15 protein-coding genes and 2 pseudogenes are annotated in these 13,237 nt (G+C 62.9%); 8 read left to right on the top strand and 9 right to left on the bottom strand.

Annotation, left to right across the window (positions count from 1 at the left end; all coding sequences use genetic code 11):
* Positions 1 to 3: 3 nt before the first annotated feature.
* On the top strand, positions 4 to 1,506 hold the full coding sequence (locus JI744_RS18680; protein WP_202662698.1) for a Na/Pi cotransporter family protein: 1,503 nt from the start codon (positions 4 to 6) through the stop codon (positions 1,504 to 1,506).
* A 4-nt stretch (positions 1,507 to 1,510) separates the two neighbouring features.
* Here JI744_RS18680 and JI744_RS18670 read toward each other — a convergent pair.
* The 6 genes and pseudogenes from JI744_RS18670 to leuD all read right to left on the bottom strand — a co-directional run bounded on the left by JI744_RS18670 (position 1,511) and on the right by leuD (position 7,411).
* A pseudogene (locus tag JI744_RS18670) lies at positions 1,511 to 2,405 on the bottom strand (DUF2167 domain-containing protein).
* A 60-nt stretch (positions 2,406 to 2,465) separates the two neighbouring features.
* Positions 2,466 to 3,572 (bottom strand): 3-isopropylmalate dehydrogenase, encoded by a 1,107-nt coding sequence (gene leuB / locus JI744_RS18665; RefSeq protein WP_202662695.1) that lies wholly within the window; start codon positions 3,570 to 3,572, stop codon positions 2,466 to 2,468.
* A gap of 82 nt (positions 3,573 to 3,654) precedes the next feature.
* Positions 3,655 to 4,551, bottom strand: coding sequence for a hypothetical protein (locus JI744_RS18660; RefSeq protein WP_202662694.1), 897 nt, complete (start codon positions 4,549 to 4,551; stop codon positions 3,655 to 3,657).
* A gap of 119 nt (positions 4,552 to 4,670) precedes the next feature.
* On the bottom strand, positions 4,671 to 5,687 hold the full coding sequence (locus JI744_RS18655) for an endonuclease/exonuclease/phosphatase family protein (RefSeq protein WP_202662718.1): 1,017 nt from the start codon (positions 5,685 to 5,687) through the stop codon (positions 4,671 to 4,673).
* Between the two features lie 23 nt (positions 5,688 to 5,710).
* Positions 5,711 to 6,538 (bottom strand): hypothetical protein, encoded by an 828-nt coding sequence (locus JI744_RS18650; protein WP_202662693.1) that lies wholly within the window; start codon positions 6,536 to 6,538, stop codon positions 5,711 to 5,713.
* A gap of 267 nt (positions 6,539 to 6,805) precedes the next feature.
* A complete protein-coding gene (gene leuD, locus JI744_RS18645; protein WP_202662692.1) occupies positions 6,806 to 7,411 on the bottom strand; it encodes a 3-isopropylmalate dehydratase small subunit in 606 nt (201 codons plus the stop codon).
* A gap of 86 nt (positions 7,412 to 7,497) precedes the next feature.
* Between leuD and JI744_RS18640 the strand changes: the two genes are divergently transcribed.
* Positions 7,498 to 8,082 (top strand): hypothetical protein, encoded by a 585-nt coding sequence (locus JI744_RS18640; protein ID WP_202662691.1) that lies wholly within the window; start codon positions 7,498 to 7,500, stop codon positions 8,080 to 8,082.
* 15 nt (positions 8,083 to 8,097) lie between these two features.
* On the opposite strand, the gene leuC is transcribed toward JI744_RS18640, so the two are convergent.
* The 3 genes from leuC to JI744_RS18625 form a co-directional block, all read right to left on the bottom strand.
* Positions 8,098 to 9,513 carry a 3-isopropylmalate dehydratase large subunit gene (gene leuC / locus JI744_RS18635; protein ID WP_202662690.1) on the bottom strand — a complete coding sequence of 472 codons (1,416 nt, stop codon included), beginning with the start codon at positions 9,511 to 9,513 and terminating at the stop codon, positions 8,098 to 8,100.
* Positions 9,514 to 9,722: 209 nt separating this feature from the next.
* Positions 9,723 to 9,941 carry a helix-turn-helix domain-containing protein gene (locus tag JI744_RS18630; RefSeq protein ID WP_202662689.1) on the bottom strand — a complete coding sequence of 73 codons (219 nt, stop codon included), beginning with the start codon at positions 9,939 to 9,941 and terminating at the stop codon, positions 9,723 to 9,725.
* Positions 9,941 to 10,486, bottom strand: coding sequence for a DUF2975 domain-containing protein (locus JI744_RS18625; RefSeq protein WP_202662688.1), 546 nt, complete (start codon positions 10,484 to 10,486; stop codon positions 9,941 to 9,943). Before JI744_RS18625 ends, JI744_RS18630 begins: the two co-directional genes overlap by 1 nt.
* 67 nt (positions 10,487 to 10,553) lie before the next feature.
* On the opposite strand from JI744_RS18625, the gene JI744_RS18620 reads away from it, so the two are divergent.
* The 6 genes and pseudogenes from JI744_RS18620 to JI744_RS18595 all read left to right on the top strand — a co-directional run.
* Positions 10,554 to 11,111 carry a hypothetical protein gene (locus JI744_RS18620; RefSeq protein WP_202662687.1) on the top strand — a complete coding sequence of 186 codons (558 nt, stop codon included), beginning with the start codon at positions 10,554 to 10,556 and terminating at the stop codon, positions 11,109 to 11,111.
* A 186-nt stretch (positions 11,112 to 11,297) separates the two neighbouring features.
* Positions 11,298 to 11,654: a ribosome silencing factor gene (gene rsfS, locus JI744_RS18615; protein ID WP_328757578.1), complete on the top strand. Its 357-nt coding sequence runs from the start codon at positions 11,298 to 11,300 to the stop codon at positions 11,652 to 11,654.
* Between the two features lie 12 nt (positions 11,655 to 11,666).
* Entirely contained in the window at positions 11,667 to 12,137 is a 471-nt protein-coding gene (gene rlmH, locus JI744_RS18610) for a 23S rRNA (pseudouridine(1915)-N(3))-methyltransferase RlmH (protein ID WP_202662685.1), read from the top strand.
* Positions 12,138 to 12,197: 60 nt separating this feature from the next.
* Complete coding sequence (locus JI744_RS18605) at positions 12,198 to 12,407, top strand: twin transmembrane helix small protein (protein ID WP_202662684.1); 210 nt, start codon at positions 12,198 to 12,200, stop codon at positions 12,405 to 12,407.
* Positions 12,407 to 12,979: a cob(I)yrinic acid a,c-diamide adenosyltransferase gene (locus JI744_RS18600; RefSeq protein ID WP_202662683.1), complete on the top strand. Its 573-nt coding sequence runs from the start codon at positions 12,407 to 12,409 to the stop codon at positions 12,977 to 12,979. Before JI744_RS18605 ends, JI744_RS18600 begins: the two co-directional genes overlap by 1 nt.
* Positions 12,980 to 13,121: 142 nt before the next feature.
* Positions 13,122 to 13,237: pseudogene (locus tag JI744_RS18595) on the top strand (electron transfer flavoprotein subunit beta/FixA family protein); the annotation flags it as partial.

The raw sequence follows: 13,237 nt of genomic DNA, 5'->3' as shown, positions 1-13,237 counted from the left end.
GTGATGGTTCAGGGCTGGATCGGGGTGTTGGGAGGCATCGGCCTGTTCCTGTTCGGAATGGGTGTAGTGACGGCTGCGCTGGCCGATCTGGCCGGGCCACAACTGCGCCATCTGTTGGGCCGCGCCACAGCCACCCCCCTGCGCGGGGCGCTGACGGGTGCGGTGGCGGCCACTGCGCTGCAAAGCACGACAGCGGTTCTGGTGATGACCATCGGCTTTGTCAGCGCGGGCGTTCTGGGCTTTCCGCAAACTATCGGGGTGATTGCCGGGGCCAGCCTTGGCAGCACGGTGGGCGGCTGGGTCATCACACTGATGGGGTTGAAGCTGGGGCTTGGCACGGTGGCGATGCCGGTTCTGGCGGGGGCTGCACTGGTGGCGCTGGTCTCGCATGAGCGGGGCGGGCGGTTGGCGCGGTTGGTCGCGGGGTTATCTTTGCTGTTCATCGGGTTGCAGGTGATGCAAGGCGCGCTGTCAGGCGGCGGCATGATCTCTGCCGCCGATCTGCCGCAGGCCACGGGGCTGGTGGGGGCTGTGCTTCTGCTGTTGATCGGAGCGGTGGTGGCGATGGTGATCCAAAGCTCGAACACCGGGCTGGCGCTGGTCATGGCGATGCTGGGGGCGGGGACGCTGACGCTGGATCAGGCGGCGATTCTGGTGGTCGGGCTGAACATCGGTGGCCCGGCGGCGGGAATGCTGGCCGCCGCGACCGGCGGACGAGAGGGGCGGATGACGGCGCTTGCCAGCGTGATCATGCATGCCGCGACCGGGCTTGTGCTGTTTGCCGCCGTGCCCCTGTTGCGGCTGTTGCCCTCGGGAATGGATGCGCAGGTGGCGCTGGTGGTCTGGGACACGGTGTTCAATTGCGCGATGGGGGTGCTGTTTCTGCCCTGGCCGCACCGCTTTGCTGCATTGGTGCAGCGCATTGTGCCGGAACGGAGCGGGACAACCCGGCTGGACTCGGCTTTGCTGGCCGATCCGGGCACGGCACTGTCTGCGGCGCTGGATGCGGCATCCGATCTGCGCTGCGGGTTGGCCGGTCAGTTTCAGGCGCATCTGGCCGGGCACCCCGCCGCGCCCGATCCGTCAGCGGCGCTGCGTGCGCTGGAGGATTGGCTGGGCCAGATCCGCATTCCGCAAGGTGACGGCCAGCGACAATGCCGCACGGCACTTTACCATCTGACCGACCACCTGTCGCGTCTGGCGGCGCGGTTGCAAGAAAAGGACAGGCTGGATCTGATCCGTGACGATCCCGGTCTGGCCCGGATCGCCCGTATTCTGGCCCATGGTCTGGCCAGCGGTCGCAGCCGAAGAGGCACTGAGCAGGCGGTGATCGCGCGGGCGCATCGGTTGCGGCACGATACGCTGGAGTCCGAAGCGGCTGGCAATCTGCCCGCCGATCAGGTCTTTGCCCGCACCGATGCGCTGCGTTGGCTGGAGCGGGTTGCCGACCATGCCGAACGGATCACCCGGCACGAAGCCGTGGCTCGGCAGGCGCTTAACGGGTAAAGCGTTAAACGCTCTTCTTGCCGAACAGCTTGTTTTTCAGCCAGATCAGCGGCAGCAGAACAAGAATCGCCCCCTTTTTCAGAAAGGCCAGCAACAGCACAAGCAGGCCAGCCTTGGCCGCCACCTTGCCTGCGATCAGGCCGCCAATTCCCACCGCTGCCACGGTATCGGTTCCGGGCAGATAATCGGCATAGCGATTACCATCGGTGAAGGTGATCATCTTCAGAACGGCCGGGGCGGCCGCCTCGACCTTGGGCAATTGGTCGGCCGCAGCGATGAAGTTGACCACCAGCACACCTTCGGCCCAAAGCGCGGATGTTGTAGTTCAGCGTATCGCCGTCAGAGCCATCGAAATGCAGCAGTTGCGCCCAATACAGCTTGCGTTCTGCGCTGTCATAATGCGGCGGCGCTGCCCAGCCGAGCAGGGTCATCTTGGCGAAACCCGCCTTTTCCCGTTCGGGATTGGCGGCGGCGATGTCGTCCTTCATCGAGGTCAGCAGCGCGTCGTAATCCATCTCTGCGGCATCGGAATCTGAAACATAGCCCATCGGATCAAAGGAAATCTCGATGCCCCAAGTCTCATCCACCGGGCTTTTGTCGCGCGGAAACAGCATGCCCAGCGTATCGGGAGAGGGCGGGTTGTCCCAAAGCTGTTCCAGCACATAGCGGCCATCTTTGGCGTTCAGAAAGTAGTATCCTTCTGGCACGTCTAGCGTGACCTGCCCGCCGTCCAGAACCACCTTGCCGTGCTTGATATCCAGCGCGGCAAGGCCCGAATGATAGGGTTCGTCAACCTGATCAAGCAGGCCGGGGAAAGCGGTGTCGAAAGGTTCGGCGCTGGCCTGCCCGGCAAGGGCAAGGCACAGGCATGAGGCGGAAATCAGTGTTCGTAAAATCATGATCGTTACTCTTTGAGGTCAATGCCCCGCAGAATAACGATCACGAAGTCGCGAGGCAAGTCAGAGCGAGGCGTCGAGTGCCGCCAGAACCGCGTCGCCCATCTGGGTGGTGGTGACCGGAGTGCCACCCGCCGGGCCCATCAGATCAGCAGTGCGGACTCCGTCGGCCAACACCTTTTCCACCGCCTTCTCAACGCGCGTCGCTTCTTCGCCCAAGCCGAAGGAATAGCGCAGCGCCATGGCGAACGACAGGATGCAGGCGATCGGATTGGCCTTGCCTTGGCCCGCGATGTCGGGGGCAGAGCCGTGAACAGGCTCATACAGCGCCTTGGGCCGGCCGTTGGCCATAGGCGCGCCAAGGCTGGCCGAGGGCAACATGCCAAGGCTGCCGGTCAGCATCGCGGCAAGGTCGGACAGCAGGTCGCCGAACAGGTTGTCGGTCACGATCACGTCGAACTGCTTGGGCCAGCGGGTCAGCTGCATCGCGCCCGCGTCGGCATACATATGCGACAGTTCAACATCCGGGTATTCCTTGTCGTGGATTTCCTGCACGACCTGACGCCACAGGATGCCCGATTCCATGACATTGGCCTTCTCCATCGAGCAGACCTTGTTGCCGCGCTTGCGGGCCAGCTCAAAGGCCGACCGGGCAACACGGGCGATTTCGGATTCGGTATAGCGCTGGGTGTTGATGCCCACGCGTTCGTTGCCTTCGGTGAAAATCCCGCGCGGTTCGCCGAAATAGACGCCCGAGGTCAGTTCGCGGACGATCATGATGTCGAGGCCCGCAACGACCTCTTTCTTGAGGGATGAGAAATCGGCCAGCGCATCAAAGCACTGGGCGGGGCGCAGGTTGGAGTAAAGGTCCATTTCCTTGCGCAGGCGCAGCAGACCCCGTTCGGGCTTTACGCTGAAATCAAGCGCGTCGTATTTCGGGCCGCCGACGGCACCCAGCAGAACGGCATCGACCCCTTGGGCACGGGCCATGGTTTCGTCGGTCAGGGGGGTGCCATGGGCGTCGTAGGAACAGCCGCCGACCAGACCGTCGGACACGTCAAAATGGATGCCGCGCTTGGTGCCCATCCAGCCGATGATCTTCTTGACCTCGGCCATGACTTCGGGGCCGATGCCGTCGCCGGCGAGGATGAGGAGAGAAGGGGTGGCCATGCTGCGGCTCCTTAAAAACAAGGTTGCGACGGGCCTAGCCAATGGGGGCGGCGGGGTCAAGCCGCAGGCAGGGTTTTCCGGCTCAGGCCGGGAAAATCCGGGTGCCGCCTGCCTGGTTCGACGTGTTGTAAAGGGTGGTCAGCGCATAACGCGGCGTGCCCGGTCGGCGCGTGACAACCATCAGCCCCGCATTCTGCCCCTGCACCACAAACTTGTTTTGAAGGTGATCATAATTGATGCGGGTGATCTGGTCCTGCTCGAACCGTTTCATGCCGGTCTGAAGCGACAGAAGCGGCACGAAAGCATCCATCTGGCCGCGCTCCTTTGAGGTGAAGCCGGTCATGTCGATGCCATGGTCGCCGACATTGCGGGTGGTGCGGGCATGGCCCGACAGGAAGTGGATCATCCCGAATCTGGCGTTTCCCAGCTTGATTCCCACCTCGATGCGTTGAGGTATCTGCACGCCCTCAATCGGGCGTGTCATCATGCGGCTCAGGTCGATCATGTGCCAGACCGCCTTGTCCTGTCCCATCATATAGGGTGCATTGACCCACCAATTCTCTTGGTCATTCGCCTGACCCGCCACCAAAAGCCCATCGGCCAGCTTGAACCGATGGGTCGATTGGTATTGACCCGCGATCTTCTCACCCAGTTCCAGAAGGATCGTCATTTCAGACTTGGCGGCATTACGGGTGATCGTCCAGGTAACCTGACCGTGGCCGGGATTATGATCGCTGCCTGCATATATCGGCTGCTCTGCCGCCGAAAGTTTCGGGGTTGCCAGTTGTCCCGGTGCGGGGCCGGGCGGGGGCACCGGGCGCATATCATTGGCGTCTATACCGCTGTCATAATATTCCATCGTCTTGCCGCATTGCGGGCACATCGGCGAGGCGAAGACGCCGGGCATGTTGTTGGGCTGTGCTGCGGCGTACTTGGCGGGAGGAATGTGCTTGCGGCAACAGAAGTAATTGTAAGCCATAGGGAAATCCTGTTCTCTGTAAGGCAGAATACAAGGGTCCAGTAAGCCAAGCATGACCTGCTGTGCCCGTTGGGGCAAGGGGCAGAATGGCTGTCTGCTTTCGGGCGGGCCGTGATCTGTTATGGCTGAAGATCCACCCAGACGGGGCGATGGTGTGAGGCGGCCTGAAGCGCTGGTGACAGCGGATCATCGTCGGGCGGCCACAGGATGCCCGAGGCGGTGACGGTCAGATCGGGTGAGGGCAGGATCACCTCGACCCGCAGGCCGCCGATGCCATCATAAAGGGCGGTGTCCAAGTCGGGGTCGCCGTACTGACCTGCGTCGCTGCGTGGATTGGTGCCGCGAGGGCTGGGGTCTTGCAGGCGGGGACTGGCCAGCAGGGCCACAAGGGCAGCGGGCAGCCCTTCGCCATCGGCGGGATCAAGGTTTGACTGGCCCAGCAAGGCATAGGGTGGTTGCGGCGCAGCAAAAGGCAGGTCGCCCGCCAGAAGGTGCAACCAGAAGGCGGCTTCATCATGGTTGCGACGACCGTTCCTGTCCTCGGGTCCGTCGAACACGGGCGGGGTGGCATGCCATGCCAGCAGGGTCAGGGCGCGGCCATCGGGCAACCGGACCGGCACCGCCCAATGCCCCGATGTGGACAGGCGCTGCGCCGCCGCCACCTCGGGCGGGGTGTCGGGCGGCATCAGGGTGCCGGGCAGGTCGCGCCAGAGGAAGGCAGAATAGTCCTGTGCCTGATCGGCAAGGATCGGCAAGCGCGACAGCACGGCCATGCCCGCCTGCCCGGCAAAGCGGCCAAAGCCCTGCGAGTCGCGCGCCTCGCCCCGCTTGCCGTTGTCATCAAGGTCCAACCCGGTGGCGATGCCAGTGTTGGGGCGCAGGGCAAGCGTATAGGGATATGGATGGCCCGCCTTGGCCAGCCGATCTGCCAGCGCCTGCGCCGCCTGGCCCCGCGCGTCAAAATCTATGCCGGTGATCAGGAGCACATCGGCATCAAGCGCGCCGATCACCGTAACGGCGGCGGCGGCCTGCGGGTCTTTGGTGCCCGACAGCGACCGCAGCAGCAGACCGGGGCCAAAACGGGTCAGTTCGGCATTCCAGGTGGCAAGTCGCAGGCCGTCTGCCCTGGCGGGCAAGGCCAGCAGGCACAAAAGCAGGATCAGATGGGCGCGTAATGCCCCTGGGCCTTTTCGCTGCCCTTGGCGCGGCGGGTTTCGCGGATCATCTCGGCCACACGGCCCATGGCGATGCCACGCATGAAAAGGGAAGCAGGAAGAAAGGCCCATGCCGTCATTGTCCAGATCAAAGTCTGGGGTGAGCCCATCGTCACCGGCTGAAAGCCGTCGGACGCGATCTTCACCACCGCTGGAGTCAGGAATGGCAGCAAAAACCCTAACGCAATGTTAACGCGGGCGTCGCGCGACAGACGGCGGACCACATCTGCACCTGCGGTCGGGTCAAAGGTGGGCAGGTTGACCCAGACGTTGAAAGCGGCATCGCGAGGCGGCCAGCGGCCCGCCCGCATCATCGACACAAAAACCCCCAGCGAAATCAACGAGATCAGGTAAGACATTCCCGCCGCCGTGCGGACCGAGGCCACCAGATGCGGAGAACTGTCATCGGCCATCATCAAGGTGGCCAGACGCACCGGACTATAGGGGAAATCCATAGAAATGCCGATCAGCGTGCCGATGGCATCGAAGAATTCGGTGATTGTGGTAGGGGCGACGCGGCCCCGCTCAATCGCCGAAAGGGTGAAGACGGTCACCAACAGCATCACAAAGCGGATGCGGTTGAAGGGCGGCGCATCGCGGAATTCGACTAGGCTGGGATAGGTGGCGTTGTATTCGATAAAGGTCAGCGTGCCGGCAAACAGCGCCACAAGGGCCACCATCTGCTTGGTATCAGCACCAATCCCCGGCAAAAGTGCCGAGGGCGTGGCCACCACCACCATAACCAGAAACGCGCGCACGAATGCGCTTGTCATTCTTGACACGACTGCCCTTCCACCTGCCAAACGGTCTGATCCGGTGCTTTGCCGGACCATTGTTCCGATGATGTCCCGCACTTTGTGGCGGATTGCCTCAATCTTGCCCAATTTGTGCCTTTATTCGCCGGGGTCCGCAACAGTCCAGACCATGAGGCCAAAGAACTTGGGCGATTTAGGGGACAAGGTGTCGCCCGATTGCATCAAACCCATGGCAAGAAAAAGGCCGCCCAAGTGGACGGCCCATATATCACTGGTTGAATTGTGTCATACCCATGAATGGCTTTGGTTGTATTTCGCCTCGAATGTGTCGATGGACTTGGCCTTTTCCATCGTCAGGCCGATGTCATCCAGACCGTTCAGCAGGCAATGCTTGCGGAAGGGGTCAATCTCAAAGCTGAACGACTGACCGTCCGAGGTGGTGACGGTTTGCGCCTCCAGATCCACGGTCTGACGGGCGTTCTCACCCTTTTCGGCGTCCTTCATCAGCACATCCACCGCCTCTGGTGGCAGTACGATCGGCAGGATGCCGTTCTTGAAGCAGTTGTTAAAGAAGATGTCGGCGAAAGAGGTCGAAATCACGGCGCGGATGCCGAAATCCAAAAGCGCCCAAGGCGCATGTTCGCGCGACGAGCCGCAGCCGAAATTGTCACCCGCCACGATGATCTGCGATTTGCGATAGGCCGGCTGGTTCAGGACGAATTCGGGAATTTCTTTCCCGTCAAGGGTATAGCGCATCTCGTCAAACAGGTTCACGCCCAGACCCGTGCGCTTGATGGTTTTCAGGAACTGCTTGGGGATGATCATGTCGGTGTCGATGTTGACCAGCGGCATCGGTGCCGCAATTCCGGTCAGGGTGGTGAACTTGTCCATGGCATTTGCCTTTCTGCGGCCGGGGGTGCTTGCATTTGCCCCGACAATTGGTGTGGTTAGGCGACCCTGACGGATCGCGGAGTGCTATGTTTCAGAACCTTGACCCGGCCCGCATGCAGGCCTGCGTTGCGCATCGCTGGTCGCCCGGCATTGGTGACCCGACGCTGGCGGGCTGGCTGACGGTTGTGGCCTATGCCTTGTGCTGTCTGCTGGCCTGGCGCGTTGTCGGGCGCCTTGGCCGGGGCAGGGCGCGCCTGTTCTGGGTGCTTGTCATGTTGGCCATGGGATTTCTGGCCGTGAACAAGCAACTGGACCTGCAATCGCTGCTGACCTCGGTTGCGCGCTGTGTGGCGCAGGCGCAGGGCTGGTATGCCGAGCGGCGCACCACGCAAAAGGAGTTCATCGAGGGGCTGGTTGCCGCGATTGTCGTGGCTTTGCTGCTGGCGCTGTATCTGATGCGCAGGCACCTGCGCCAGAACGGCCTGGCCATTCTTGGCCTGGTTCTGGTGGGCGGGTTCGTTGCGATACGCGCGGTCAGCTTTCATCACTTCGATTCGTTCCTTAAGGGCCAGTTTCACTCGGTGCGCTTCAACGTCATTCTGGAAAACTCCGGTCTGGTGCTGATCGCGCTGAATGCGCTGTTCCTGCTACGGAACAGGCCGGGGCGATAACCCCGGCCCGGTCCGTCAGGCCATTTCTGCCAGAACCGTGCGCACATCGGTCAGATGGCCGGTGATCGCGGCGGCAGCGGCCATGATCGGGCTCATCAGATGGGTGCGCCCGCCACGGCCCATGCGGCCCTCGAAATTGCGGTTCGAGGTCGCGGCGCAGCGTTCGCCCGGCGCAAGCTGATCGGGGTTCATGCCAAGGCACATCGAGCACCCGGCCAGACGCCATTCAAAGCCCGCATCGGTGAAGATCTGGGCCAGACCCTCTTCTTCGGCTTGCAGGCGCACAAGGCCCGAGCCGGGAACGACCATGCCGCGCACGCCGGGGGCGATTTTCTTGCCTTTAAGTACAGCGGCGGCGGCGCGAAGGTCTTCAATCCGGCCATTGGTGCAGGAACCAATAAACACCGCGTCAATCTTCACATCGGTCAGCTTGGTGCCGGGCTTCAGGCCCATATAGTCAAGGCTGCGCTGGGCAGCATCGACCTTGCCGCCGGTGAAATCGCTGGCGGCGGGAACCGAGGCAGTGATCGGCAGCACGTCCTCGGGACTGGTGCCCCAGGTGACGACGGGGGCGATATCTTCGCCCTTGATGGTGATCACCTTGTCGAAATGCGCGCCTTCGTCGGTGAACAGGGTTTTCCAGTAGGAAACCGCTGCCTCCCACTTGGCACCTTTCGGCGCATGCGGGCGGCCCATGCAATAGGCAAAGGTTTTCTCATCGGGCGCAATCAGGCCGGCGCGGGCACCACCTTCAATCGCCATGTTGCAGACGGTCATGCGGCCTTCCATCGACAGATCGCGAATCGCCTGACCGCAATATTCGATGACATAGCCGGTGCCGCCGGCGGTGCCGGTCTGGCCGATGACGGCAAGGGTGATGTCCTTGGCGGTGACACCGGGCAAGAGGCTGCCGGTAATCTCCACCTTCATGTTCTTCGATTTCTTCTGGATCAGCGTCTGGGTGGCCAGAACATGCTCCACCTCGGAGGTGCCGATGCCATGGGCCAGCGAGCCAAACGCGCCATGGGTCGCGGTATGGCTGTCGCCGCAAACCACGGTCATGCCCGGCAGGGTCCAGCCCTGTTCGGGGCCGACGATGTGGACGATGCCTTGGCGGATGTCGGACACCGGGTAGTAGTTGATGCCGAAATCGCGGGCGTTCTTGTCCAGCGCCTCAACCTGAATGCGCGATTCCTCATTGTCGATATGGGTGTCGCGGCCTGCGGTGGTGGGCACGTTGTGATCGGGCACGGCGATGGTTTTTTCCGGCGCACGCACGGTGCGGCCGGTCATGCGCAGCCCTTCAAAGGCCTGCGGGCTGGTGACTTCATGCACCAGATGGCGGTCGATATACAAAAGGCAGGTGCCGTCTTCTGACGTATGAACGACGTGGTCGTCCCAGATCTTGTCATACAGAGTCCGAGCGGTCATGGCTCATCCTTTGGATTTGGCTGTGATAGGGAAATTCCGGGGGCAGGGTGCGTGATTTCACGCACCATTCACGTTCAACGTAGCCGCGCGAGAATCGTGCGGGTCATGCCGAAAAACCGCGCGGGCAGCCGCGCGTGATCGGTGATGTTGAAGTAGATGAACCCTTGCATGGCTGCGTAATACGCCCGAATCCTCCGTCTGGCAAGATTTCAGGCAAGGAGGACGGTTGGCGCCGCCTCCAGCAGATCGCCGGGCTGGCAATCAAGCGCCTGACAGATCGCGGCCAGGGTTTCAAAGCGGATGCCCTTGACCTTGCCGGATTTCAGAAGGGACAGGTTCTGTTCGGTGATGCCGATGATCTCGGCCAGTTCACGAGAGCGCATCTTGCGCCGGGCCAGCATCACATCCAGGCGGACGACGATCTCCATCAGATGAAGCCCGCATTGTCTTCGGCGACTCGGGCGGCCTCGGCCATGACCCAGCCGATGGTGACCAGAAGCCCCCCGGCAAGGAGGAGCCACAGGGTTTCGCTGCTCAGTTGCAGGGTCAGTTGCCGACCGCCGGGCGGGTTGTCCATGGTTAGCAGGCCGATTTGCAGCGGCAGGGCGATGGTTTGCCAGATTGCCAGAAGCGTCAGCGCAAGGCCGGTGCGGCGGATGGCACGGGCGCAGGCGGGCGAAAGGATCTCGGCCCGGCGATAGCGGGCGAACAGGTCGCGCATCTGCGCCAGCGCATAAAGCACCGGGCCAAGGCCGATGGCGCCCACCAGCACGACGGCAAGTGATTTCGCCCCGGTCAGCGTGGTGCCGGCAGGCAGACCGGCAAAGCTGCGGCCCAGCCAATCGGGATGGGCATAGCCCCAAACCAGCCAGCCCAGAACCAGCAGCGGCAGCAGAACCAGCAGCGCGGTGGTCGCGCGCCAGAGCCAGCGGGCCAGCGGTTCGATACGGGTCAGGGGGGGGGACCGGGACATGGAAACCTCTTTTTGCAGATAAAAATTAATGTAATACAATAAGAAATATCTGTCAAAGGAGATTCGGATGCGTCGCTTTCTTTCTGTTCTTGTTCTGGCCGGGTGCAGCTATGTCCCGGCATCCACCGTTGCGCGGCTGGCCGCGATTGACCCCTTGACCGCCGATCCGGCCCAGATAGAGCTGGCGGTTGTGATGCCGCCCGGCATGAACCCGCTGCCCGGCACCGCCAAGATGACCCTGCACACCGAGGCGGCGGGCCAGACGCGCGACGCCGAATTCGCGCTGGAGGAACGGGGGCAGCCGCAGAATGGGCCGCAGGGCGTGCCGATGCCCGCGGGAGCCCATGCCAAGGCCTATGGCCTGAGCGTCGCGGATGTGGCGCGGATGCGCGCCTTGCAGGCCGAGATCGCTGCGGGGCCGGGCGGCGACGGGCGCGCGGCGCTGGGCGTGGCGTTGGGGGGGTGCAAACAGGGCGCGGGGCCAGCGCCGGATGCCGAAGGCGCGGTTTATGTGCGGCTGGCGGCGGACGGGTCTTTTCTGCCGCTGCTGGGGCCCGCACCGCTGACCGCCATGCTGGGGCGCCAGGCGGTGGCCGGTCTTGCCCCTTGCCCCGGCCAAGGATAACCGTTATCCGCGCGGCCTTGTCTTAGGGCGTAGGGGCGTTGAAGCATCTGGCTTGCAATGTTACTCTATGCCCAAGGGCCCGGTGCCGGGGTTGATCGGTACGCTGCATGGAGGACCCCGGTCCTGTCTCATTCCGATCCTGCGACCGGCCTTCCGGTTGCCCCGCGCGAGGGGCGTCCCGCCCGCGTGGATTTCACCGCCGATCAGGTTCTGGCTGCCGTTCTGAAATCTGTCGATGACGACAAGGCCGAGGAGATCGTGCAGATCGATCTGCGCGGCCGGTCGGATGTTGCCGATTACATGGTCATCTGCTCTGGCCGGTCCAGCCGTCAGGTTGCGGCGATTTCCGAAAAGCTGGCCGAACGGCTGAAGCACGAATTCGGCATCAATGCCAAGATGGAAGGCAAGGACGCGGGCGACTGGGTGCTGATCGACAGCGGCGATGTGATCGTCCATGTCTTCCGCCCCGAAGTGCGCGAATTCTACCAGCTTGAAAAGATGTGGCTGCCCGCCGGTACTTTGCGCGCCAGCCTTCAGGGCTAGGCTGGCGGGCCGATGCGGGTGCATCTGTGCGCCGTGGGCCGGTTGCGGTCTGGGCCAGAGCGCGATCTGGTCAGCGATTACCTGCTGCGATTCGACCGGACAGGCCGGGGGCTGGCGCTTGGCCCCGCGACCGAGCACGAGGTGGAAGACAAAAAGAACGCCGGAATGGCCGCCGAGGCCGAATTGCTGGCCCGCGCGGTGCCCGCCGGGGCGGTTCTGGTCACGCTGGATGAACGCGGGCGGGTGATGTCTTCGCCCGATTTTGCCGCGATGCTGGCGAAATGGCGCGATGGCGGGCGGCAGGATGTTGCCTTTGTCATCGGCGGCGCGGACGGGATTGACCCGAGCCTGCGGGCGCGGGCGGATGCCTCGATCAGTTTCGGCGCGATGGTCTGGCCGCATATGCTGGTGCGGGTGATGCTGGCAGAGCAATTGTATCGGGCGGCAAGTATCCTGTCAGGCGCGCCCTATCATCGGGTGTGACGCGCCTTCGTGACTTCGCTTTTCCCGCAGGCTGCGCTAGATCAGCGGCAGAGGTGACCCATGATCCATGATCCGCTTTTCATCCTGATCGCCATTGCCTGTCTGGTTGTCGTCGTCATTCTGATGGTGGGGATCGGCGGCTTCGCCAAGGGAGGCGAGTTCAACCGCAAGCACGCCAACCGGCTGATGCGATACCGCATTGCGGCGCAGGCGGTGGCGGTGCTGCTGATCGTGGTCTTTGCCTGGGTGCGGTCACGAGGGGGGAACTGATGGTCATTCTGTCGAAGATTTACACCCGAACCGGTGACAAAGGCGAAACCGCGCTGGGCAATGGCGCGCGGGTGGCGAAGAATTCCGCTCGCGTGCAGGCCTATGGCACGGTGGATGAAACCAATGCGACCGTGGGGCTGGCGCGGTTGCACGCGACAGACGAGGCGGATGCCGCGCTGGCGCGAATCTCGAACGACCTGTTCGATCTGGGGGCCGATCTTTGCACGCCTGACCGGCATCTGGATGCGACGCTGCCCTATACTCCCCTGCGGATGGTGGCCGAACAGGTTGATCGGCTGGAGCGCGAGATTGACGTGATGAACGCCCGGCTGACGCCGTTGCGCAGCTTCATCCTGCCCGGCGGCAGCGCCCTAGCTGCCCATCTGCACCTGTGCCGCACGGTTTGCCGGCGGGCAGAGCGGCTGGTGGTGGAACTGGCCGGGCTGGAAGAGGTCAACCCAGATGCGGTGAAATACCTGAACCGGCTGTCGGACTGGTTCTTTGTCGCTGGGCGGATTGCCAATGACGATGGCGAGGCCGATGTGCTGTGGGTGCCCGGCGCCAACAGGTGATCGGCGGCGGCGATCAAAACGCGGCGTCCCGTCGCGGGATCACGTCGCATTTTGTCTGTTCTGATGTCGCAAGCCAAGCTAGGAAGGCGCGGGAGCTTTGGGGGGCCTTCATCCGGGGGCCATGAACAGGAGATTTGCGCGCATGAAGGTCTTGGTGCCTGTGAAGCGAGTGATTGACTACAACGTTAAGGTTCGCGTGAAGGCGGACGGGAGCGGGGTTGATCTTGCGAACGTGAAGATGTCGATGAACCCGTTTGA

It is taken from the genome of Fuscibacter oryzae (assembly GCF_016765795.1).
In the GTDB taxonomy this organism is placed as follows: domain Bacteria; phylum Pseudomonadota; class Alphaproteobacteria; order Rhodobacterales; family Rhodobacteraceae; genus Fuscibacter; species Fuscibacter oryzae.
Note: the sequence above shows the minus strand (reverse complement) of the source record. Positions and strands in the feature narration are given on the sequence as shown.